The following is a 20,587-nucleotide window of genomic DNA, read 5'->3' as shown; positions in this document are numbered from 1 at the left end:
AATCAGGGATATAAGAGGTGACTGGCCGGGATCGTGACATCGATGTCGATGTAGTAGCCCTCCAGATTGGCGTTGGCCAGCTGCCCGATTGGAAACATCCGTTCCGATGGCGCCACACTGAATTCGTAGCTTTCGCCTTCATCTTCCAACTCCTCGATGCTGGCATCGACCGCCAGTTCGATCTTGCCCAGCATCGCCAGGATTAGTTTCTGCGTCTGATCCCGGGCAATCAGGCCCGCGCGCGCACCAACACCCGTTGGTTTTTGGGCGACCGTTAGCGAACACATGAATACGAGTGACTCCACACCCGAACCGTTGCTTTTTCGGCCACTTTCGGCAATCTGGAGAAAGGCGGTGGCCCCTTTGTAGTTGTTGTCGTAATAGACTTCTATCTCATCAATGGCTTTTTCGCCGTTGCTGAGGGCAAGAAAAAAGTCGATACCGGGCGTATCGTTAGCGATCCCTTCCAGAAAATCGGTCAGGGTAATCAGGTCAGTAATTTTTGTCATTGGACAGGTTGGTTATCGGATTTAAACTGGGCTTCCTGACTGTCGAGCATATCATCGAGCAGGGAGGCAAACAGTAAATGCGCGGGGGTGCTGCACACCTTATCGAAATCACCGAAATGGCCTTCCTTCGCCACATTTTTGAGCAGCATCACCCAGCCACGACCGTCGCCATAGCGGGGTTCCCGCTTACCCCCGAACAACTCACCGTAATTTTCCAGAAAGCCGTTATTAGACCGCTCGAAGTAATCCAGAATCACCAGCTTCATACTCATATCGAGCGAATTCAGGGCTTTCGCGTGCTCGATCATGCGGGGTTCGGAGAAGGGTTCGCGCACGTCGCCATTCCAATCACGCGATTTTTGAAACTTGCGCAGATCATCCCGACGTGGCCGGCACAGAATAGCGATCAGCCGGTCGAGCGCTTCGGGTTCGGGTTGCTCCGGATTGGCGAACGCCACGTAGGCCATGTTGGCGTAGGATAGCTCGATGGCGGTGGTATCGGCAAAATCCATTGCGGGCAGATGATAATTGGCACCCTTATGGAAAAACGTATCAATGGGTGGTTTGCCCTGGGGCACCGTTGTAAACAACCAGCTAAACTGCTGGCGCAGCTGGCCCCACTGCCAATTGGATAAAACTAGTTCCGCCCATACTTTGGGGCTCATGCCCAGCCATACCCGGCAGGCCGCAGCTTCGTTCTCCAGTGTTTCGTAAGAGCCATCGGCTTTGAGTCGAGGGCACATGATCAGCTGAATGTACTGCTCCTTTGTTAGTTCGCTCCAGTTCTCAGCGCCCTTGTAGGTCTTTGGGCCAAATTGAATTGTCTTCATTTGCGATTGTCTAAGCCAAATTCTTTGCGCATCTCGTCCCGATTTTCGAGCCGATGTACCCGACGATCCACGTCGTCGATCTTCTCCAGCTTCTTTTGAATATACTGCCAAAAGAAAGCGGCCAGGCCGAAAGAGACAGCCTGGCCAGCCAGTGTAGTAATGATGTTGGTGAGCGTTTGCGACATCAGGCCCGGGATTTTACTAGTTCCAAATTACGAAAGGCCAAAAGTAATTTGCTTCGATAACTGGGACTAGGACAAAACCTGCGTTGGATATGATCCAAATAGTCAGCCCTTGATTTGAGGTTATACTTCTTAATGACATATTTTTCATAGTCAGCATAGTCAGCTAAAGAAGCGTGCTCATTATCGTAAAAACAGTAACCTGATTTGGTAATGTACGCGTAGTAAGGTCGGCGGCTACTTTTCTTCATGCCGAATAGATTATCTCCTGCTGGTGGCGTCCACCAATACCCTGTCTCGACCGCTGAGATGGCAAAGGCTATGTCCGGGTAGACATAGCCTTTGCTCTGAATCAACCGCCAATAAGCCGGAACCTTAACACTAGGTAGGTCACTGCTGCGATTCGAACGGCCCAGTTTTCCAACCTGGCTGCGCGCAAATTCTTCCGGTAGTTGTCGGCCCGCTCGTTGGCTTTCACTAATTCGTCGGTTTTTGCCTGCTGACGGTTGTTGAGCTGCGTAATCGTTTGGTTCTGGACAGTTATGGCCTGGCTCTGCTGAGTAAGCAACGTATCCTTGGCTTTCACCACGTCGAGCAGCATGATCAGATCGGCTTTGTCCTTCAGCACCTGACGCGCGCCCGCTTCGGTTAGCCGGATCGGCTTGGGGTCCATCACCTGAACCGGCCCTACTCGTCGGCTGCTGTCGGCCTGGGCGGTTGTTGTACTGGCGATCGATTTCAGACTGGAGAGCATCACCAGACAGAGAATCAATATGGGCATGACGTACCTTGCGTTTTTTATCCAGCGATCGTAAGCGTTCTTCATGGGCTTGTGTCTGTTCATATAAGCGCATATTTAATTTGCCCTGGCCCTCCAGAAACTTGTAATACTGGGTCGAATCCAGGCTCCAGCCTTTGGGTTGGTGATTGGACCACAACAGCCGCGCACAAAGAACAGCCAGCACCAGCTGGGCAACGATGGCGGCTATGAATAGCCAGGCGGGAATGGATAACTTGTTCATGATTCGGGGACAAAGCGGACGATGTTTCGGACATAATTTTTGGGTCTTGGAATGTTGGTATACACGCCCTGCATGTTGTTACCTGCCGTGGTGTTGCCACCGGTCGCGAAAAAGACCCGGATGCGTGGATCGAGTGGCCACTGCGATACGAACTCGACGTGGCTCCAGGGCCGGAAGGTTACCACGTCGCCCGGAATCGCATTGCTGCCCGCTGGTAGGCGTAGTTTCTTCATCGCGTTGTAACTGGCCACGGATGCCAGGTTGGCCCCCTTCGGCGTGGGAATACCGCATTGCTTCAGTACCCACCCGACGAAGGCCCCACACCAGGGCTTGGCTCCAGCTGACACCCGTTCCGGATGCGCCCAGCCAATCGCTTTGAAATACAGATCAATCTGCGGGTGATCATTGCGGTTTGTCTTTTCCCTGACGTGGGCCTGACTGGACGCTGTTTCCAGCAAACAGATGCGCTTTTTGTTGAGCGAGTCTAGGCGTAGAGAGCCTGGTAGAAGCTGGCAAAAAGCTGCATGAACATAAAGAGTAAGCCAAATAAGCAGGCCAAAACTGCCCAGGCGGGCGACTCGTTGATTAGAGATTCCAGCGTTCGCTCGGAATCGACTCGATTGTGCCATAAGCGGTAGAATTGGGGGAAAGCAACACGTAAGAAAAAGACACCGACCAGAAACGACAGGAAGGTCAGGCAAAAGGCGAGCAGTCCCCGGATGGGGGCGTTAGCGATCATACTCTGGCCCATCGAGTTCATGGGGTTAGCCGCTATAGATGAGCCAAAAAAGCAGGTTAAGCCCAGAAAGACGACGAACAATCCTACGATCAGCGACAGGGCCTTATTCGTGGACAGGGGAGCCAGCAATGCCTTGCCCGTCGTTGGCGTTAGGGGGGCGGGGTCATTCAGATTCAGTTCGGCTCCCAGCTGGGTGGCTTCGAACTCGGCATCCTTTGCTTTGCGGAAGAAGTCTTTCGCCCGAGTGGCATCGGTACTGGTCTGGGCAATTTCTCGCCAGTCAGCCGCATCCTCGAGCAAACTAGTGCGTTTCTCCAGTTTCTCTCTGCGGACGGCTTCAGCGGCCTGTGCCTTCTTGGCTGCGATCTGCTGTTTTCGTTCCTCCAGACCCTGCTGAACAGCATTCAGTTCGGCTTCTTCGGCATCCACTTCCTGCACCAACGTATCAGCGTCAGGCCCTTCTGGTTGGGCTTGTGGGTCATCATTGCGATGGACTTCCCGGAAAGAATTACGGGGTGGCTCTTGTCTTACGGTCATGTTCGTTTTGTCTTTAGTCTTCATGAAAATTTGAGGTTAACGCATCCGATAGACGCTTCTGTAGTTGGAGTTGTCGGGGAAAGCATTGGGGCCCTTAGCCTGGTAGCGATCGCTGTTTTTGTACAGCGGATAGTCGTCAGCGTGGGCGTTGAGAAACGATTTAAGCGTGTTCAGGCTGGCAGACGCTTCGCCATCGGCCATGCGCTGAGCCTCCGACAGGTCGTGACCCGTTACCGCTTTCTGGTTGTAGATACCGTCGAAGTCGGACAGCACGCGCAACTGACCACCGGGGGTCTGAATCACGTTCAAATGGTACAGGGCCTGGGCGTAGGCGCAGGTAGCCACGACCTGGCAAACTTTATCCAGCAATAGCAGGGTGGCTCCCGTCTGGAGTGTGGTGCTTAACCGGGCAGTCTTCAGGGCGCTGTACTGTTCAGCACCAACCAGGGGCAACAGATCGGTGCGCTCGACGGTGGATAGGAACGGCTTGATCGAGACAAACAGGCGGTAGCTGTTAGCAGCTTGGGGAACGTACTGCGTGAGTTCCAAGCCCGAAGCAATGAACAGGCCACGGGTCGATTTGTAGGCCGGTGAATTGCTCCAGGTGGGGTACTTGTCCGGAAATGAGAACAGGTGCAGCAGGACCGATTCAATCGCTTTGGCGGCATTCTCGGCCGTTTCCCGACGTCTAACGTCCAGCACCCCCATGCGGACGGGTTTGGAACTGTCGGTACCCTGCTCCTGCAAGCCTTTATCCCCATCATTGCCCAGACTATAGGGCAAATACTTTTGGTACGTATAGAAGGCCAGGGCGCGTTGGACCAACTGCAGCAATCCCCGATTCACAGACGTGAGCGCGGTCGGATCAGTGCTGTTGGCCTGGGTATCGAGTTCGGTCAACATTTCCGGGCCGATGGCGGGCAGAATAAATTCATCCTGGGCCAGCTGAATGTAAGGCGAGATAAAATCCAGCGTCGAGGCACTGTTGATCGCCCGGCCCAGATGGGCTTTGAGTTGGTCAATCGTTGAAAGAAGCATCTACTTTTTGGTTGCGGTGGTGGTTTCTTTACCGGTTTGGTTGGTGTCGCTGGCTGCGCCACCCGAGCCAGTTGATTTCTGGGAAGAGCCAGACTTTTCCTTGTCGAGCGTTTCGAGCAGGATGTTATTGAAGCCGAAATACACGTCGTCTGGAATACCGATCTGTGGTTTGATCTGGCGATTCCAGTAGCTTTCCACGGCCTGGCGGTCGCGGGGGGTACGGTAAAACTGCTGGTATTCGGCCGACACGCGCAGTTCAGAACCCGAACCACCCAGTGTTTTGCCATCACTCACGCCCGCCAGGCCCGATAGGATGCCAGACGCATTAGCGAAGGCGGTTACGGCCATCTGGTAGAGTTCGGTGTACTCCTTGCCGGTGAGCTGCGTTTTGATGTCCTGGAACTCAATGAAGGGTACCATTTTACCATCCGTTCCAATCACGCATTCGTCGAAGATGACCCGTCGTTGGCCTTCCCCGCCGAACAGCAGCCCGTCGATGCTGGTGTAAAACTCATCCCGGAACTTGTCTTTCGATTCGTCGGTATCACCCCCGAACTTATTGATATAGTCTTCGGCTACCCGGCAGATGCGTGACGCATTATACTCGGTATCGAGGCCATTATTGTGGAATGTAGGCACCCGGTTAGCCAGCCGAATCCATTCGGCAGCCGCCCACCAGATAGCAAAGCCATAGTAGAACTGACCCGACTGCTTCCGCTTGATCTGGTAAAGCGTGTCGGGGGCATCTTTGGTGTCGAGCGTCAGACTCGGCACAGCGACGATGTTACCCGCCTTTGGTTGGCTCCAGTCCGGAGCCAATAGCCACGTATCAACAAAGCCCTTTGTGGCTACCACGGCCCGCACCGTCAACGAATCGCGCATCGACAGCAGCAATTGCCCGCTTTCTTTACTTTGATTCACGAACGCATTCCCCGTTTCGACCAGGTAAGTCAACTGCGTGTTGACCAGCTCCTGCATGTCGTTGTCGAGGTCAAAGTTCTTGACCTTGTTGTCGGTGTAGGGTTCGCGGATCAGGGTTTTGCCATCGAACCGATGCTTGAACCAGCCACAACCGGCCCCGAACAGAAAGTCAGCGCGCGTTTGGACCAGGTTCATCACGTCGCCATTGGAACGGTACAACTCGACCATCTCATTGGGCAACTTGTTATTTTGGCCCCAGGGATAAATCTTATAGTTGGTTCCCTGAACAGTGCGTTTCATCGTACCCTTCACGGAATTACCATCCTGCTGATCGGTTTTGTTGATGGCCGTGGCGGAGGGAACAGCGTGGCTCAAGAAGGCCATACGCCCATTTTTTGTCAGACTCATAGTTAAAAGCGGTGGTCGATGGTTTTCCCGTTGAATTTTTCCAGTAGCGGGATGTGCAACTCAAATTGGTAGCCGGTCGAATCAACCAGGTACAGCTTGCCCGCCTGGCGACTTTCGTGCATGATGCTGACAAGGTCTTTTTTGCCACCCGGATTCAAACCCGCCCGGCGACAAACGCTGGTTTTACTACCCCAGACGCCTTCGGCTTTGCGGTAGGTCAGATCGAAGTACGGTGAGTGGCTGGATAGCCCACTGGCGCGGTAAGCCGCCAGCACTGCTGACAAATAAATCATGGAGATTGCCCCGTTTTGATGGGACAATGTTCGCCAGATCACCACGCGCATGGTAGGACGGAACTCAAACGGGGTCGATTCCAGGCTTTTTCCGGTGGACGCGAAAACCGACTGGGTGACCATCAGACCATTAGGCCAAAAACGGGGGGCAAATTTTCCGGTTGACTGAAAGCCGATTGCCCGCGCTATATCGAAACTGGCGGTCGCCAAAACGAAAAAATGAATATATGCGCGGCTTTTTCGTGCGACTTTTTCAAATCGCTTCGCGCGGGCGGGCCGAGCGGGCGCGAAGGCGATTTGAAAAATCAGATTGAAACGAATGCGTTAACGGATTGCGATGCCGCCAGAGCGGGAGTAGCCACTGGTGACGTGTTGGCCGAACTTCTTATACAGAAGATAGTCGAAGCAGTCGGTCAAGTGCGTTGCGTATTCCTGAGGCAACGATTTATCACTTTCAGACTTCTTAATCTTCTCATAGGTTGTGCCATCGACAGGCGCAGTCTGAAGGGCAATGAGCAAGGCTTTGCATGCTTGTTCATTGATGCGAATAACGGGCAAACGCTTGTTGGTCTCTTGAAGCAATGAGTTGATGACGCGATAACGAACAGGATAAGGCGGATAAGAAGTCTGAACTTGATTGTTGATTGTCCAGCCTGATTTCTTAAGGGTATCCTGTATGATTTGAAAGTAGGTGCGGTTTCGGCCAGGGTCTTTTTTATGGGCTCCATTATCGCCATACACGTTTAACACCTTCTTTTTATGATCCTTGTATTTGTCCGCAAAATCAGTGGCTAACTTCTCCACAAGGGTCTCGGTAGCGGTCTTAACGAACAGCACGTCAATAAACCGGTATTCAGCGTGGGCCTCCTGACCCACCAGCATGGAGGTAAATACCGCGTTAAAATCCCAGCTAGAATCGAGTGATTTGTTAGGGTCATAATCGGTTCGCTCCGAGACATAAAGCCGCTTTTCATCATCGTATTGATAGCCAAAGCCCTGACTGTAGACGTGCTTATTCGAGTCCAGACTGTGGTAGAATCCGCCCGCGATCTTGCTTAGGCGCTGATTCAGGATCTCCATGTTAAACGTCAGCTCGTCGCCACAAGCCTCCCGCTGGTCGTCGATAAACGAACCCGGTAAAAAGTCCAGATTATCGTAGGCGGTCGCCTGTTGAAAATAGTAGCGACTGGGTTTCTCTTTCTGGAGGTCCTCGGTTTTGAATATCCAGTTACCCTGGGGTGTCCAGGGTACGGACGTAAAATCCGCGATTAACCAGTGTAGGGGGTGATTTAGCCCCTTTCGTCCTGGGCGGAGGTCTTTATAAATGGACTTATTCGCCCGCACGGTGGGACGCAGTACCTTGTTGTAAAACTCCTCTTTGATGGTGGCCGATTCGTCAATAAATAATTGATCAAAGTTGGCACCCCGAATCGTTTCGGGCCGATCGGCCGAAATGAACTGGCAGGTGTAACCATTCGCGAAGACCAGGCAGTTATCATAAGTCCGGACCGTGTTCAGCGCCGATCGCCAGTGCTCAGGGGGGCGACGGTTGATCACGTACTGACCTACCCCTGTTTTGGAGTTGTATTCGCTCAGGCCGTGTTCTTCGAATACGGAGCTGCTTTGGCTCAAAATAATATCCTGTACCTGGCGAAACGTAAGGCCGGCCAAACCGGCTTTTGCCCTGGGGAGTTGGAACGCCGATTCAGCCAGTAGGTGAATCAGGGTGCGGGATTTACCCGAACCCCGGCCACCCTGGAACGTAGCCCGCAAACCGCCCTGGTAGGCGCGCCCATCTTTGACAAAATCAGCCTGGTTGCTGGTGACGGTCTGGTGAAACAGCAGCTGCTTGGGATTGAGGGTAATAATGGCCTCCTTACTCACTGGGTTGGCCCTCCGTGCCGTAATTGTTCACTGTGACGTTATTCTGCACGTATTTGGCCACACGAGCGGGCATCAACTCATCCACCGACAGGGGTACCTGGTCATCGTTGAGTTTAGCGAGTCGGGCAATTTCGCGGGTGGCCGCAATGATGGCTTCGGCATTTTTATCCTTCACGGCAATGCTCATGGCCACGTAGAGCGTTTCGATCAGAATTTTAGTCGTACCTGCTTTATCGAGGTCTTCGACTTTGCCGTACAACTTGGTTGATTCCATCATGATCTGGTACGCCTGAGAATATTTCAGGTTGTATTCCTGCATGAGCATATTGACGCACTGCTGGGGTGAAAACAGCTTCCCCCGCCAGGCAAAGCACTTTCGGTATTTATCCAGCATTGCGTGCTCCGAGGGCTTGAGCGGAACGCGGTGTAACAGGTGATCCCGAAACTTGTCGAGCTTTTCAGCCCGTTTTTGTTCGGGGGACTTGTCAGATGTTTGAGGTAGTGAATTGGAGGACATGAGAATGCAAAAAGCTACCCACAACGTTAGTAGGTAGCTTTTTGGTGTGGTAGGACAGATTTAGTAGATTGAGCACCATTTAACTTGATTCCATGCATGGCACAAAGAAGAAAACTACAAGTGTTTGTCTCATCTACTTATACTGATATGATAGAAGAGCGCCAAGCTGCTGTTGAGGCAGTTTTGCAAGCTGGACACATACCAGCTGGAATGGAGTTGTTTGCTGGTGCCAATGAAGATCAGATGTATATTATAAAAAGATGGATTGACGATTCAGATATATTTTTGCTTTTGCTAAGTGGTAGGTATGGAAGCATCGAACTGAAGAGTAAGAAAAGCTATACGCATTTAGAATTTGAATACGCTAAGAAGAAAAAGAAAAAAATTATTGTGGCTGTGGCCTCGGACTCTTACTTACATAAAAAAGAGGCTGATGTTAAGGGTAAAAATAGCGTCTTCGAAATGGATAATCTAATTTCTTATAAAAATTTCAAGGATAACGTTACATCTAAATATGCAAGGTCATGGGACAGTGTAGATGCATTAAAATTGTTAACAATTAATTCTATCAGGGCCTTAGAGGATAATACCTCTTTGATAGGATGGATACCTGGGGACCAAGGTACGAACTCAGCAGAAATAGCAAATCAATTAGCAATTTTGATAAAAGAGAACAAAGAATTAAGACTTTTGACTCAAGATAAAAAAGATACTGGGGACTTATTTAATGGCCTTGAATTTAGGGAAGTCAATAGGCTATTATCAAGTACACCCTTTGATGTTGCTTTGATAGAACAATCATATAGAAGAGATTTTATGAATTGTATATCTAGTATTGACCCTCACAATAGCCACCCTAACTTATTGAGTTTTACTGTTCTATGGTATTTGACTAGTCCTCAAGGAAAAGTTCAAGTTGATCATAACCACAAATTATATAAACTAATTGAAATACTACTTGAAGTTGGCTTATTTGAAAAATTATCCTACAATCTAAGGGGTAATACAAGACCTTTAGATAAATATCGATTATCTGATCTTGGTAAAAGATATGCTCTCAAATTTAGAACTCAATTAAAAGCGGATACCGTAGATAAAATAAAAGATACGCTAAAGGATAGAATGACAGATATTTTTATTGTATGATGCTGACTTCCTATCATTACCATTAGGCGTTTAGCATCATACAATAAAATTTTAATCAAATATTTAATCAAACAACCCGGCTCCCGATGGGTTGCTGATGGCTTTCATGGCCTGCATCCGCATATCGCGTTCGCCTTCGACATCATGATGTGGGTGAAGGATGGTGCCCTCGTCGAAAAAATGCGCCCAACTGCGTTTTAGCATCCGACCCCGCTCGTTATGCTTGTCGTAGGCAAAATCAGGTATGACCAGCTTTTTGAACGGGTGCGTGAGCCAGTGAAACAGTAGGCTCCAGTCGATCATGCGCGATTTGCGCGCTCGGCACAGGAGCAGAACAGCATGAGTCATAAACAATCGCTGTGGCTCATTCTTATCCTCTTTCTTTTTAGCCTGTTCCTGGAACATTCGGTACAGCGCCCAGATGTTGGCGGGCATCATTGGCTCAGCCAAACCCACATCTTCGCTACTCATAATGCGCATGCGCTTCCAGACATATTCAGAAAAACCACTGTCGTACAGTTCAACGGCCCAGAACATAGCCTGGTCTTCGTGACCACGGCGAATGCACTTTTGCATGGCGCTGGAGACTTCAAAGAAATCGTACCCTTTTTTGGTCTTTATATCGTATCTACTCATGATTTCGATTTTTAGCGTACATTTGTCGCTGTCTGATTAAGAGTTGAACATCCTTGCTTTGGACACGAAGGCCGCAGCTCTAACTGCGGCCTTCACTCATTTTAGAACAGGCTCACCTGAGCCACGTTTATCTGCTTCCGTCGCAGGCCCGTCCGGACGTTCATCCAGGCATCCCGAACACATTCACCGAAGAATAGCCAGATACCCTTTTTCCAGAGCCGGTGCGCTTCTTTCATGACCATCTTCAGCAGATTTTTCTTTTTGGTCATTTTAGGGTTTTCGAACTTCGTGGGCTTGCGGATGTACATTACAGGGGCAGGTTTAGGGTTAGACGAATAGCAGCGACCGGGTAGCCGGGGAATTCGCTGGAAAAAGACTGGAGCGCTGTGTTCTCACAAGCGGCTTGGACGAGGGCAGTCGCGCTAACGAGGCCCTCGAATAAATGGATCTGGTACGTGAACATTTTGCTTTGATAATCAGGGATTTGTTTGGCTGACTACTCTGTAATATTCTCCCAGCAGAACGGATATACAATTCGTCAATTCTGATTTATTTTTCGTTTTTTTCTGCTTAAAAAAGGCTCATTTGGCCCATTTTGGCCGCTTTTGCCATGCGGGGCGTTGGTGGGGGTAGGTCCGGTTCTTTCTGTTTTTTCTCGGCCCATTCGGCCTTTTCCTTCTGCCAGAGGTTCCAGCTGTGGCACTCTTCCTTGCCCGTCATTGGCTCAATCGTGGGGCCACCACTACACCCTAGCCGGCGGTTGATGTGGTAGCCGAATCGCCAGTCGTCCGGATTCAGCGAATCCATGCAAACAGCCTGGCCAACGCAGCCATGCATGCACATATTCAAGGCCGTCATTTTCGCGCAGATGGCATCCAGATCGGCACCGAACTGATAGTTACCGGGCGCTTTGGCGTGGAACGACAGCAGCATGCGACCACTGCCCGAGCAGGGATCATTCACTAGCTGGCCTTTGCCGGTTAGGCTTTCGTCGGCTCCCTGAATAGCACTCATGAAGTCCACCACGCAGGGGGGCGTAAAGAACTGACCCATGCTCTGGCGTTTGCCCTGGCTGGCCAGCACTTCGTAATAGGTGCCCAGGGCATCGTACCAATCTCGGTCGCCAACAATCATTTTGTCCTGGAGCCTGACCCACTCATGCGTCATCCGGACGAACCAATCCAGGTCTTTATGTTTTTTCTTTAATTGCTCGTAAATGCCCTGACGGACGGGCATAAACGATTCGGTCAGGAAGTCGATCCAGTCGCGGAACGAGTCGCTGTAATCCCATTTGTAATCTTTTTCAGAAAATAGCTTATTGAGTGGCCGCAGCTCGTGCGGCACGTCGGTTGACTTGGGCATATCGATAAAATGAAAAACCCCGCTCAGATCGAGCGGGGCGGGTGAATCAGAAAGGAACTTCGTCGGTCGATGCGGAGTGGACCAGCATCGACGATCGCATCAGGTGCTCGGCGTAATAATCTTTAATCCGGAAGGTGGTCACCTCCTTGAAGCGCTCCTCGATGCGCTCCAGCATCTCCTGCATGGGCGATTTATAGGCGCCAGGCTTACAAGTCCGGACGAAGGCGATAACATCATCCATTGTAATCCGGATCGGGGCTACCTCGTTGATTTCGTCCACCTGAACATCCAGATTGACGCCCGATTTTTTGAACCATGACTTGTGCACGTCGCTCAGGCAGTTGACATCGCCCCAACGCTCAAAATCACCTTTTGGGAATGGGTTCAGGTATTCGGCCAGTACTGACTCGACAGACACGTACATGCGGGCTTCGGAACGATAGGTCTTCCAGAGCCGGGCCAGTTCATAGGGGTTTTCCGAATGCTCCAGTAGGTGTTCATCGATCTGCTGTTCATCCCACATGATTTCGGGGATGCGGGTGGGCAACTGGGGAAGGTGGGCGACGGTGTAGATACCGAGTTTGGCGCAAATGATACGGTCGAGCGTATTGATGTGCATCTGCTTACCCACCTGGGTAGCCCATTCCTGGTACTCTTTTTCGGTTTTGCCGGTGGCGGCTTTGTAGCGGTCTAAATTACGCGATTTTGGGGTTGCTGTGAGAGCGTCCATTTGGAGATTGTTAGAGTTGAACATCCCCTGTATATTCTCCCAGCAAAACGGATATAAAAAGCGTTTTAATTAATAAATTTTGAGATCAAATCTTAGAAGTGTATTAAGCATTTGTCCATTTGAAATCACTTTGATCTTTACCTAAATCAATTGCCATTTTTACAACTTCAGCAACTGGTTCCTCTGAATATTGCCGTTCACAGACGCATAGATATACACTTTCTAATTTCAAGTACTTATCCACTGCATCAGGAAGTAGTGCTACATTTTGCCCAATATATCTAGCTTTTACGCTAGGGTATGTTACCCCTAGGCAATCCGTTTCTTGCCAAATATAATTAGAATATGCTGCTGATATTTTATAATCCTCAGGGCTTTCAATATCATTCCTTGCAAATTCATTGCTAAAGAATTTCCCTTGCTCAACGAGGTGGTCGGTTATATCAACTCCCCGTGTTCGCTTAAAATAATCTATAAAAGCTTGTTGGTTGCGTATTTGGTTTTCTAAAGACATACGGACATATTCGCTATTGTCTAGATAGGCATCACTATAAATCATCTCTAAAACTTTTATATCTTCTAATATTCTCCATCGACTAATAGTAAATACTTCTCTGAAAGGGCCTGGTGTAGAAAGCTCGTCAAGCCTAGATGTAGTCTCAAAATAAGCTACTGCACGTGGCTTATCAATTTCAGGTGATCTGATAGCACCATAGAAAATTGATTGATGCTCATTATTTGCTCTCCCAAATGATACTCTTGTCTTAAGTACTTCTTCATCAATTATATAGCCAACTTCATCTTTTCTAGTATATAGATTGTCTGTATGATTAATTCTAGCTCTTTCAATGAAGTGGCCTTTTTTCAACAATGCCGTAGGTGCAAATTTTTTATCAAGGTCCTTAATGCTTTGAAGTATTATTTCGTAAGAGTTGTGCCTCAGATTGTGACGTATTTGATCAAGATACACTAGGGTAGAATGCATGTATATTAGAGATATAATGATTGAGCCATCAAAATACCCCTGAACTAACTGGTTCAGGGGTAGCCATTTCTATAAATAAAAATTCTATTCTACTTTCATAATGGCTTCCAGATGCACAGTTATTTCATGAGCTACTCCACTCGCATCAAAGTATACGCATTTAGCTGCACCATCATTCTTGTTCAGTGTATCCACAAAGTGACTTATAGTCATTTGTAATCCGCCAGAATTTAATTTGACGACATCGCCTTTCTTGAATTTCTTTTCATTACTAGTCATATTAAAAAGGCAGTTTAAGGGTTTTTTGAAATGGATGTTTGAGCTTACTCTTCTCACTCGCTTTCTTCAAAGTAACAACATCCTGACCAAAAACCCGCTGAAGGGTGGTAAAATCCTGCGCTTCGGCTTCAACATTTCTGAACTCGGATAACCCACCTGGATTCACAAACGTGTCTTTCTGCTGAAAGTAAAACCGGGTGTCCTTCCAGCTGAGCCGGTTCTGGTAAGCATTCAGGCAACTAATCCAGTAATCCTCGTTGACCATAATTTCCCGCGAGTACCAAAGTTTGCTACCCGCCAGCACACCATGCGCGCAGCCGGTGTGGTAGCTGGCCAGATCAATTGGCTTCATCGGATTGTAGAGCACCGGTGCCGGTACGTGGGCAAACGAAAACAAAAAGGCTCCAGCCTGGTGGCAGGCATCAGCGGCCGCCTGAATCAGATCGTGGGCGGTCAGCGGGTCCACCTGCGATTTCTCCCCTGGTTCTGTGTATACCCGCTGCATGGTGTCGATATCGTCATCGAGCATGAACACGTTGCCGAAGTGCCGGATAATCCAATCCCGCTTAGCGGCAAGACCAATCACGCAATCCGGGTGCGTAACAATCTCGTCTAAGGGATTACAGAGCCGGTACTGGGCCGCCTGACTCTCCGAAACGCACAGAATAGCGTTAGCTACCACCGACGTCGTTCGAACGCGTGTAGCGCGTTTATGGGAGGGGATTACGATTTTGCAGCTTTCCATGCGTCGATGAACTGTTTAGCGCTGATCACATTGGTTCGCCCAACCCGTTCACTTTTGTAGCTGCGGCTCACATCGACCTTCAGCAGTTCCGCCAGGTGGTTGGCGTCGATGGCGTTATCACAGACAATAACGAACGCATCATATTTCTCCGAAAATTTAGCCACGATGGGCATTTCGGGCGTTTCTTCCTTTGCGGTCACCTTCTCGTGTAATTCCTCCATTTCGGAAAGGCTAATGCCGAAATCGTTCAGGTCCACCCCGTCGAAGTGTTCACGAAGAATCTCATCGACCCAATCGCCCTTAATCGCATTGGAGGCAATGTTATATTCCTTGAACTCCTGATCGGTCAATTGGCGGTTCGGAACGCGCACGTCCACCAGGTCATCACCCTTGCCCAGCTGGATCATGGCTTTGCACCGCTGGTGACCGGCGAGTAAAATACCGTCAGCATTAACGACGGGTATTTCGACCAGGCCAAACTTCTCCAGCGATTCGCGCAGCTTTCGGCTCTGCTGGGCCGTCATCTTACGAGGGTTGTACTCATAAGGCAATAAATCAACAACCTTCCGCTGTTGAGTACTCCAAGATAATTGTTCCATGCTGCGTTCGTCGCCACGGCTAACTTAGTTTGAATTCAATCTCCTGAATCTTCTGTTCACAGATAGCCAGATCCGTTTCCCATTCCTGACGCTTCGACGGTCTTGATTTGGGGTCTGTCAGCTTCCGTCGCAGCTTTGACCGCTTATCGATCAGTGACCGCTTGACGTGGGCCAGTTCAAACTTACCCGCATCATCACTCACTAGGTCGGGCAGATAGTCTGGCTCCTGAGTTGGCTCAGCCGGTAGGGCACGGTTACGCTCCAAGTAGCGTTTTTTGTCCCAAATGGCTTCGATTTGCGCCTTCAGCGCCAGAATTGGCTTCGTCAAATGAGGGCAGGGTACGTTCTGTGGTACCTGGTGCAACTGGTTACTCAGCCCGGCCATTTGCCGGTTAAGAGTGTCGGCTTCTTTCGATAGGTCAGCCTGCATGCGGGCGATATTGTCTCCGGACAACGTTGGGCCACTGGGCAGATTCTTTGGAGGTTGGGCGGCTGGCTGATCAACTCGCTGCGCGCGCTCCGGAAGGGGTACGAAGTTCTCATGCCCCTGCAAATCAGCGAGTCGGCTTTTAGCCCGGTCCAATTCGGCTTGTGAAGCCCGTCTGGCCTTGACTAATTTTTCGAGCATTTGCACACTCGACTGCTGCTGGCGTATCTGCGTCTGAAGATTCATGACACAAAAAAACCGGCACTGGGCCGGTTCTGGTAGGACTGTGTTAATCGTCGCTGAAAGTCGCTATGAAAGCCTTAATTAGAGTTCTAATACCAACTGACCAGGATCGTTTCTAGGTATGTGTCTAATGACTTGCAATACTTCATAATTCTTTATTACGTCAGTATTTAGCGTTGGTTCGAATTGTTTGTTGACTTGGAGTTTTGCTTCTAGGGCGTCCCCTTTTGCGAAAGCTTCTCCTCGATCTACGCGCTCATAAAAGTCCTTATCTTTAATATATGCCGAAATTCTAATACCCATGTATATAAAATCGCAGACAAGCTTAGGGTCAAAAGATATCTTGACAATGCTCAAGATAACCTTTTCCCTTATTTCGTGAGAGATTGGGGTTTCCAGCTGCTCATTGGGTGTTGCTATTTCTGAAAACTCATTATGGCTAACGCTCACCAAGTCAACATTATCTCTATTGGTAATTGAGATGCTTTCAATATTGGGGTCTGCATCTAGCGTTTCAAATTGCTTTGTAATCGCCTGATTGATTGGCTTGTTGGACTCGTAAATATGATAAGTGTTATAATTTATGGTTACTTGGTTGCCATCTGAATTAGTAATTGTAACTGAATTATTAGGCTTATCCCTGGATACCTCATCAGGTTTTTTACCTTTTAGAAATAAACGAAGAGCATAAAGGCCAGAAACAATTGTAATGATGTTGGCTACGTAGCCAGCGTCATCCGCAGAAAAAAGGCCTTTGATTTGTTCAATGATAGATTGAATCTGAACCAAGACCTCAAAGCTACCTTTCTCTAATGCTTTTATTTTGACTTTGATCTTACGCTCAGGCTCAAGCTCCCTGTTTACTTCTGTTATGATTGTATTTAAATGGAGCAAATAGTTTACTAAAGTATTAGAATCTATTTCGTGCAAGTCACCTCCGAAGCGCACACGGAAGTCATTTTCGTCAATCAAATCGGGTATTTCTGTATTCATGAACATAGCATTAATTTAACGCATTCTCCTTAAAAATCCTTGCGGAAATGCGAAAAAGTGGATAGAATAAGTAAAGTAGATAAATGACGCTATTTACCTATAATGGCATAGCATCTTAGTAAACTAAGAGGTTTACCTTTCTAGTAGTAAATGTAAATACTATTAATTACCCGTTTCGGGTTTATCGACGATCATTTGCTGAAACGTCCGGATGGCTTCCCGGAAGTCCCACGCCTGGTGTTCCTCGTGGGGGTCCAGATACCAGGCATCAATAGGCAGGTTTTCGGGTAAACCCAAATAATGCTCCAGCACGAAATTAAGGTGGACCGCATCGACGCCGGCGGAGTGAAGGTGAACCTTAAGGTCAGTAAACCGCGAGGGCGCAGGGATGGGCATATATAAGCCGGTTGGTCACTGCTAACTTACGCCCAAAGACGACCGTGTTGAACTCACATCAACGTGCCAACCGGCCATGTCTTAAGGCATGGGCCGGTTGGTCGTCTTTAAGCAATAGTAAGTTAGCGGCACAAACATACGAAAAAGCCCTACCTGTTCAAGACGGGTAGGGCTTTTTTGGTTACCAGACATTCGATTAACTCTGTGGCTCCTGATCATCTGGATTGCCTTCAGGTGTGGTTTCTTCCACTATTTCAGGTTCAGGCTTCTCATTCCGTTTAGCCAGCTTCTCGTTGAATTTGGTCTGAATCGCTTCCAGTTCTGCCGCGCGGGCCTGCTCCTGGGCTTCAATGATCTCGTCGGTACTCATCCCTTCATACTGAGCTTCATTCGCTGCCTGATCCTTTGCTTTTTGCAGAAAGCGAACAATCTGGGCCATAAAGTTCAGTGGATCTTCCTCCATCGTCGATCCTTTGAAACTGTTATCGGTCATCTCGTTGAGTGACCGTACCGCACCTTTGGCCGCATTCTCCAGGCTCTTCAGGGCGTTCTCAATTTTTTTACTGTCCAGCTTTTGTGCCATGATTACTTAGTTTGGGCAGATGCAGCATCCACCAGTTCGATATAAAGACCCGCCAGCACCGACGATTTGTGCAGGCTCTCCAGCGTTTCCTGGGATGCCGTTTCATCCAGCACCACAGTGCTTTCCTGCGTCTGAAGCTTGATTTTACCCGACCATTCGGGTTTTACCTGATAGACCATTTTGCGTTTGCGTTTAGTCATGGTTTATAAAAAAGGCCCCTCTCACTCGAGAGAGGCCCGGTTTAGTTCAGTGGCATACCCGCTTAAGCGGGCAGCGGGATAGCGACCGTTGAGGCCAGGACAGGCGGGTGGAAGGCGTACCCAGAACCCTTGAATTTGAAGTCGATCTGGAGCTTGTCATCCGCTTTGGCCCCCGAATCGGTTGAGTCTTCAAACATCAGTGGCTCGTAGCTCGTCCCATAAACAGTACGAGTACCATCTTTGTAAATACAGATGGCAACACCACCGTTGTTCAACGTTTTTTCGAGGGCGGCCATTTGCGCGGCTTCGTAACCCGCGAACTTAGCTTCACCGTCCACGTCCACGTTCTGATAGCCCAAATCGCCTTTGCGGCTGGATTTAACCCTTGCTGTGTTGTTATCAAACTTCAGGACCGCGCCCGTTACACCTACACCGAGGGTTGGGGCTACCGACAAAACACCAGCCACGATATCCTTTTTTAAAGGCCAGTCAGTAGTAAAATCTTCATCGGCGAATAAAATCATCTTTACGATACCACCCAGGTTGTCTACGCCCCGCGCCCGGCGAGAAAAACCCGTCAGGGTAACGGCACTCGCCAGAGTCATGCCCTGGGGGCCAAAGAAGAAGTCGTGCGCTGAGGGCGGCACCAGGGCCTGTACTTCAGCTGGAGCCACCACGCTGGCAACCAGCACGAGGGCAAAAAGAAATGAACCGATAATCCGTAAACTTTTCATGGAATTGAAAAAATGAATGGTTAGTCAACAAGTAAATAAGTGAACATCCTTGCCCCGACACATGACCCAGCCGGGTCTTACTTATCGTTCATGAACAGCACCCGGCCATCGCAGTAGTTGATACCGAACTCACCATCAATAAAGATTTTGATGTTCCGATCCGCTTTCTCGACTTCGATGCTTGGGATATCCTCGGTGGTGTCTTCGGGTCCCAGTACCGCTAAGTTGCCTTCCAGCGTCAGCAGTTGTTTGTTGGTACCTTTCAACCACGAACGAGGCTCGATCACCACGTTAGGCAACATCGCCAGTTTCAGCACCCCATTCTCGCGGTAGACAATTTGCGAGTTGTTCGATACCTGAGCATCCAGAGCCTGGGTAATATAGACGATGTGCATCGGGTCGAGCGCCAGAATACCGCTCTCTTCGAGGGGTTCGTCGAGTGCCGTGAAGAAGGCCATGCCCAATTTCTGCAACTCGCTCAGGATATTGCCCGCATTGATCGTGCCCGCCGAGGTAATGATGTTGCTGGTTGGAATATCACCCACCGCACCCGCACCACTGGTGGCAATCCCCTGATCGAACAATAGGTCCAGCCCGTCCGTGATGTTGATGTGACTAACGCCCTCTGGATCATGCACCCCCTTGTAAATCGCCCCGTTCACATCTTTACCAATCTGGGCAAATACCTGCTCCATAAACCAGTTCATGGCTTCGAAGGAATAGATATCGCTCGAATCGGTTGGCTTGCGCTTAGCCAGGTACGTTTTGCTCCAGGCGTAAAGCAATACTTCATCCAGTTTCAGGTTGGCCTGAAACGGTAATAGTTTTGCCCAACGGTTGGTCAACGCTACGCCCCCTTTAAAGTTAGGGGTACCACCCTTGCGACCAGGTTGCAGCATTGGTTCACTGGAGGCCCGGATAAGGGGTACCTGGTCGCGGACCTGAAAGCCGGTAAACAACCGGTCTTTCTTCACATTGAAGCCATTCGACTGCTTCAGGAGGAAAATTTTGGCGTAATCAGCGACATTCTCCTTGAGTTTGTCGGCTAATTTGGTTAGGTCAATTGAAGTTGATGCCACTTCGGGATACAGTTAGAAATGAAAAAAAGTGAATGATGAAATTTGCTTTAGCTTGGTGGGTCAGGTCGTTTATTCGGCTGGCACCTCAATACCCAGACCAGCCATTAAGCCGGGATAGGTAGCGGCCAGACGCTGTTTTTCATCCAGACCGGCCTGGTCCTTCGCACTTAGGCCCGGTGTGGTTTTGCCTTTCCCGTTGGTGTTGGTTGAGTCGTCCGACAGGTTCGATTGATTCAGAGCCGCTTTGTGGGCATCCCAGTTCGCGGCTTTGGGCGTCAGGGTCGTAATCGTCTCATTGGCCGTGGCCAGCGACGTGTTGGCAGTTGCCAGTTCCGTTTGGGCTGTGGTCAATGCCGCCTGGGCAATCGCCAGATTAGCGTTCGCTTGCGCTAGATCATTCGCCACGGCCTGGTTACCCTGGGCCTGGGCATCGAGTCGGTTCTGGGCTTCCTGCGTTTCGCTGGCAAACGCATCGAACTCCTCCTGGGTGAGTTTTTCCGAAATAGCTTTCTCGCTCGTCGGAAACAGGCCAGCCACTACGGCCGCCAATGTTTGGGTTGGTTTTAACAT

General features: G+C 49.6%; 28 protein-coding genes. 1 reads left to right on the top strand and 27 read right to left on the bottom strand.

The window, feature by feature from the left end:
* Positions 1-2 precede the first annotated feature (2 nt).
* The 11 genes from ACYVAM_RS00660 to ACYVAM_RS00610 all read right to left on the bottom strand — a co-directional run bounded on the left by ACYVAM_RS00660 (position 3) and on the right by ACYVAM_RS00610 (position 8,880).
* Positions 3-509 (bottom strand): hypothetical protein, encoded by a 507-nt coding sequence (locus tag ACYVAM_RS00660; RefSeq protein WP_461062897.1) that lies wholly within the window; start codon positions 507-509, stop codon positions 3-5.
* Entirely contained in the window at positions 506-1,339 is an 834-nt protein-coding gene (locus tag ACYVAM_RS00655; protein ID WP_461062895.1) for a hypothetical protein, read from the bottom strand. Before ACYVAM_RS00655 ends, ACYVAM_RS00660 begins: the two co-directional genes overlap by 4 nt.
* Positions 1,336-1,524, bottom strand: coding sequence for a hypothetical protein (locus ACYVAM_RS00650; RefSeq protein ID WP_461062893.1), 189 nt, complete (start codon positions 1,522-1,524; stop codon positions 1,336-1,338). Before ACYVAM_RS00650 ends, ACYVAM_RS00655 begins: the two co-directional genes overlap by 4 nt.
* Before the next feature lie 349 nt (positions 1,525-1,873).
* Positions 1,874-2,302 carry a hypothetical protein gene (locus tag ACYVAM_RS00645; protein ID WP_461062891.1) on the bottom strand — a complete coding sequence of 143 codons (429 nt, stop codon included), beginning with the start codon at positions 2,300-2,302 and terminating at the stop codon, positions 1,874-1,876.
* A 237-nt stretch (positions 2,303-2,539) separates the two neighbouring features.
* Positions 2,540-3,001 (bottom strand): C40 family peptidase, encoded by a 462-nt coding sequence (locus tag ACYVAM_RS00640; RefSeq protein ID WP_461062889.1) that lies wholly within the window; start codon positions 2,999-3,001, stop codon positions 2,540-2,542.
* Between the two features lie 26 nt (positions 3,002-3,027).
* Positions 3,028-3,843, bottom strand: coding sequence for a hypothetical protein (locus tag ACYVAM_RS00635; RefSeq protein WP_461062887.1), 816 nt, complete (start codon positions 3,841-3,843; stop codon positions 3,028-3,030).
* A 12-nt stretch (positions 3,844-3,855) separates the two neighbouring features.
* The gene (locus ACYVAM_RS00630; RefSeq protein ID WP_461062885.1) at positions 3,856-4,857 is read right to left on the bottom strand and encodes a DUF6712 family protein; all 1,002 of its coding nucleotides are present in this window, start codon (positions 4,855-4,857) and stop codon (positions 3,856-3,858) included.
* The gene (locus tag ACYVAM_RS00625; protein WP_461062883.1) at positions 4,858-6,186 is read right to left on the bottom strand and encodes a hypothetical protein; all 1,329 of its coding nucleotides are present in this window, start codon (positions 6,184-6,186) and stop codon (positions 4,858-4,860) included. It lies immediately after the preceding gene.
* 2 nt (positions 6,187-6,188) lie between these two features.
* The gene (locus ACYVAM_RS00620; RefSeq protein ID WP_461062881.1) at positions 6,189-6,689 is read right to left on the bottom strand and encodes a hypothetical protein; all 501 of its coding nucleotides are present in this window, start codon (positions 6,687-6,689) and stop codon (positions 6,189-6,191) included.
* A 114-nt stretch (positions 6,690-6,803) separates the two neighbouring features.
* Complete coding sequence (locus tag ACYVAM_RS00615; RefSeq protein WP_461062880.1) at positions 6,804-8,363, bottom strand: terminase large subunit domain-containing protein; 1,560 nt, start codon at positions 8,361-8,363, stop codon at positions 6,804-6,806.
* Positions 8,356-8,880, bottom strand: a complete 525-nt coding sequence (locus tag ACYVAM_RS00610) for a hypothetical protein (protein WP_461062878.1) — start codon at positions 8,878-8,880, stop codon at positions 8,356-8,358. The genes ACYVAM_RS00615 and ACYVAM_RS00610 overlap by 8 nt, the downstream gene beginning before the upstream one ends.
* A gap of 96 nt (positions 8,881-8,976) precedes the next feature.
* On the opposite strand from ACYVAM_RS00610, the gene ACYVAM_RS00605 reads away from it, so the two are divergent.
* The gene (locus ACYVAM_RS00605) at positions 8,977-10,026 is read left to right on the top strand and encodes a DUF4062 domain-containing protein (RefSeq protein WP_461062876.1); all 1,050 of its coding nucleotides are present in this window, start codon (positions 8,977-8,979) and stop codon (positions 10,024-10,026) included.
* A 63-nt stretch (positions 10,027-10,089) separates the two neighbouring features.
* Here the strand turns inward: ACYVAM_RS00605 and ACYVAM_RS00600 are convergent, their stop codons facing one another.
* The 16 genes from ACYVAM_RS00600 to ACYVAM_RS00525 form a co-directional block, all read right to left on the bottom strand.
* The gene (locus tag ACYVAM_RS00600; RefSeq protein WP_461062874.1) at positions 10,090-10,662 is read right to left on the bottom strand and encodes an AAA family ATPase; all 573 of its coding nucleotides are present in this window, start codon (positions 10,660-10,662) and stop codon (positions 10,090-10,092) included.
* Between the two features lie 101 nt (positions 10,663-10,763).
* Entirely contained in the window at positions 10,764-10,970 is a 207-nt protein-coding gene (locus ACYVAM_RS00595) for a hypothetical protein (protein WP_461062872.1), read from the bottom strand.
* Between the two features lie 262 nt (positions 10,971-11,232).
* The gene (locus ACYVAM_RS00590; protein WP_461062870.1) at positions 11,233-12,024 is read right to left on the bottom strand and encodes an N-6 DNA methylase; all 792 of its coding nucleotides are present in this window, start codon (positions 12,022-12,024) and stop codon (positions 11,233-11,235) included.
* Between the two features lie 46 nt (positions 12,025-12,070).
* Positions 12,071-12,754 carry a hypothetical protein gene (locus ACYVAM_RS00585; protein WP_461062868.1) on the bottom strand — a complete coding sequence of 228 codons (684 nt, stop codon included), beginning with the start codon at positions 12,752-12,754 and terminating at the stop codon, positions 12,071-12,073.
* Between the two features lie 103 nt (positions 12,755-12,857).
* Positions 12,858-13,739 carry a hypothetical protein gene (locus tag ACYVAM_RS00580; protein ID WP_461062866.1) on the bottom strand — a complete coding sequence of 294 codons (882 nt, stop codon included), beginning with the start codon at positions 13,737-13,739 and terminating at the stop codon, positions 12,858-12,860.
* 84 nt (positions 13,740-13,823) lie between these two features.
* On the bottom strand, positions 13,824-14,018 hold the full coding sequence (locus ACYVAM_RS00575) for a DUF2158 domain-containing protein (RefSeq protein ID WP_461062864.1): 195 nt from the start codon (positions 14,016-14,018) through the stop codon (positions 13,824-13,826).
* Between the two features lies 1 nt (position 14,019).
* Positions 14,020-14,763: a GREB1-related protein gene (locus tag ACYVAM_RS00570; RefSeq protein ID WP_461062862.1), complete on the bottom strand. Its 744-nt coding sequence runs from the start codon at positions 14,761-14,763 to the stop codon at positions 14,020-14,022.
* Positions 14,742-15,362: a ParB N-terminal domain-containing protein gene (locus ACYVAM_RS00565; protein WP_461062860.1), complete on the bottom strand. Its 621-nt coding sequence runs from the start codon at positions 15,360-15,362 to the stop codon at positions 14,742-14,744. The genes ACYVAM_RS00570 and ACYVAM_RS00565 overlap by 22 nt, the downstream gene beginning before the upstream one ends.
* A gap of 19 nt (positions 15,363-15,381) precedes the next feature.
* Positions 15,382-16,035, bottom strand: coding sequence for a hypothetical protein (locus ACYVAM_RS00560; protein WP_461062858.1), 654 nt, complete (start codon positions 16,033-16,035; stop codon positions 15,382-15,384).
* A 78-nt stretch (positions 16,036-16,113) separates the two neighbouring features.
* Complete coding sequence (locus ACYVAM_RS00555) at positions 16,114-17,025, bottom strand: hypothetical protein (protein WP_461062856.1); 912 nt, start codon at positions 17,023-17,025, stop codon at positions 16,114-16,116.
* 162 nt (positions 17,026-17,187) lie between these two features.
* The gene (locus ACYVAM_RS00550) at positions 17,188-17,421 is read right to left on the bottom strand and encodes a hypothetical protein (protein WP_461062854.1); all 234 of its coding nucleotides are present in this window, start codon (positions 17,419-17,421) and stop codon (positions 17,188-17,190) included.
* 196 nt (positions 17,422-17,617) lie between these two features.
* Positions 17,618-18,004: a hypothetical protein gene (locus tag ACYVAM_RS00545; protein ID WP_461062852.1), complete on the bottom strand. Its 387-nt coding sequence runs from the start codon at positions 18,002-18,004 to the stop codon at positions 17,618-17,620.
* Between the two features lie 2 nt (positions 18,005-18,006).
* Positions 18,007-18,204: a hypothetical protein gene (locus tag ACYVAM_RS00540; protein WP_461062850.1), complete on the bottom strand. Its 198-nt coding sequence runs from the start codon at positions 18,202-18,204 to the stop codon at positions 18,007-18,009.
* A gap of 62 nt (positions 18,205-18,266) precedes the next feature.
* Complete coding sequence (locus ACYVAM_RS00535; RefSeq protein WP_461062848.1) at positions 18,267-18,938, bottom strand: hypothetical protein; 672 nt, start codon at positions 18,936-18,938, stop codon at positions 18,267-18,269.
* 77 nt (positions 18,939-19,015) lie between these two features.
* Positions 19,016-20,017 (bottom strand): hypothetical protein, encoded by a 1,002-nt coding sequence (locus ACYVAM_RS00530; RefSeq protein WP_461062846.1) that lies wholly within the window; start codon positions 20,015-20,017, stop codon positions 19,016-19,018.
* Positions 20,018-20,086: 69 nt separating this feature from the next.
* Positions 20,087-20,587 (bottom strand): hypothetical protein, encoded by a 501-nt coding sequence (locus tag ACYVAM_RS00525; protein WP_461062844.1) that lies wholly within the window; start codon positions 20,585-20,587, stop codon positions 20,087-20,089.

It is taken from the genome of Spirosoma horti (assembly GCF_054776595.1).
The sequence above is the reverse complement of the archived record's forward strand: the minus strand, read 5'-3'. Positions and strand labels throughout refer to the sequence as shown.

Excerpts from the sequence above, each read along its gene's own strand:
- ACYVAM_RS00660 (WP_461062897.1), bottom strand. The coding sequence starts at position 509 with ATGACAAAAATTACTGACCTGATTACCCTGACCGATTTTCTGGAAGGG.
- ACYVAM_RS00655 (WP_461062895.1), bottom strand. The coding sequence starts at position 1,339 with ATGAAGACAATTCAATTTGGCCCAAAGACCTACAAGGGCGCTGAGAAC.
- ACYVAM_RS00650 (WP_461062893.1), bottom strand. The coding sequence starts at position 1,524 with ATGTCGCAAACGCTCACCAACATCATTACTACACTGGCTGGCCAGGCT.
- ACYVAM_RS00645 (WP_461062891.1), bottom strand. The coding sequence starts at position 2,302 with ATGCCCATATTGATTCTCTGTCTGGTGATGCTCTCCAGTCTGAAATCG.
- ACYVAM_RS00635 (WP_461062887.1), bottom strand. The coding sequence starts at position 3,843 with ATGAAGACTAAAGACAAAACGAACATGACCGTAAGACAAGAGCCACCC.
- ACYVAM_RS00630 (WP_461062885.1), bottom strand. The coding sequence starts at position 4,857 with ATGCTTCTTTCAACGATTGACCAACTCAAAGCCCATCTGGGCCGGGCG.
- ACYVAM_RS00625 (WP_461062883.1), bottom strand. The coding sequence starts at position 6,186 with ATGAGTCTGACAAAAAATGGGCGTATGGCCTTCTTGAGCCACGCTGTT.
- ACYVAM_RS00610 (WP_461062878.1), bottom strand. The coding sequence starts at position 8,880 with ATGTCCTCCAATTCACTACCTCAAACATCTGACAAGTCCCCCGAACAA.
- ACYVAM_RS00605 (WP_461062876.1), top strand. The coding sequence starts at position 8,977 with ATGGCACAAAGAAGAAAACTACAAGTGTTTGTCTCATCTACTTATACT.
- ACYVAM_RS00600 (WP_461062874.1), bottom strand. The coding sequence starts at position 10,662 with ATGAGTAGATACGATATAAAGACCAAAAAAGGGTACGATTTCTTTGAA.
- ACYVAM_RS00595 (WP_461062872.1), bottom strand. The coding sequence starts at position 10,970 with ATGTACATCCGCAAGCCCACGAAGTTCGAAAACCCTAAAATGACCAAA.
- ACYVAM_RS00590 (WP_461062870.1), bottom strand. The coding sequence starts at position 12,024 with ATGCCCAAGTCAACCGACGTGCCGCACGAGCTGCGGCCACTCAATAAG.
- ACYVAM_RS00585 (WP_461062868.1), bottom strand. The coding sequence starts at position 12,754 with ATGGACGCTCTCACAGCAACCCCAAAATCGCGTAATTTAGACCGCTAC.
- ACYVAM_RS00580 (WP_461062866.1), bottom strand. The coding sequence starts at position 13,739 with ATGCATTCTACCCTAGTGTATCTTGATCAAATACGTCACAATCTGAGG.
- ACYVAM_RS00575 (WP_461062864.1), bottom strand. The coding sequence starts at position 14,018 with ATGACTAGTAATGAAAAGAAATTCAAGAAAGGCGATGTCGTCAAATTA.
- ACYVAM_RS00570 (WP_461062862.1), bottom strand. The coding sequence starts at position 14,763 with ATGGAAAGCTGCAAAATCGTAATCCCCTCCCATAAACGCGCTACACGC.
- ACYVAM_RS00565 (WP_461062860.1), bottom strand. The coding sequence starts at position 15,362 with ATGGAACAATTATCTTGGAGTACTCAACAGCGGAAGGTTGTTGATTTA.
- ACYVAM_RS00560 (WP_461062858.1), bottom strand. The coding sequence starts at position 16,035 with ATGAATCTTCAGACGCAGATACGCCAGCAGCAGTCGAGTGTGCAAATG.
- ACYVAM_RS00555 (WP_461062856.1), bottom strand. The coding sequence starts at position 17,025 with ATGAATACAGAAATACCCGATTTGATTGACGAAAATGACTTCCGTGTG.
- ACYVAM_RS00550 (WP_461062854.1), bottom strand. The coding sequence starts at position 17,421 with ATGCCCATCCCTGCGCCCTCGCGGTTTACTGACCTTAAGGTTCACCTT.
- ACYVAM_RS00545 (WP_461062852.1), bottom strand. The coding sequence starts at position 18,004 with ATGGCACAAAAGCTGGACAGTAAAAAAATTGAGAACGCCCTGAAGAGC.
- ACYVAM_RS00540 (WP_461062850.1), bottom strand. The coding sequence starts at position 18,204 with ATGACTAAACGCAAACGCAAAATGGTCTATCAGGTAAAACCCGAATGG.
- ACYVAM_RS00535 (WP_461062848.1), bottom strand. The coding sequence starts at position 18,938 with ATGAAAAGTTTACGGATTATCGGTTCATTTCTTTTTGCCCTCGTGCTG.
- ACYVAM_RS00525 (WP_461062844.1), bottom strand. The coding sequence starts at position 20,587 with ATGTTAAAACCAACCCAAACATTGGCGGCCGTAGTGGCTGGCCTGTTT.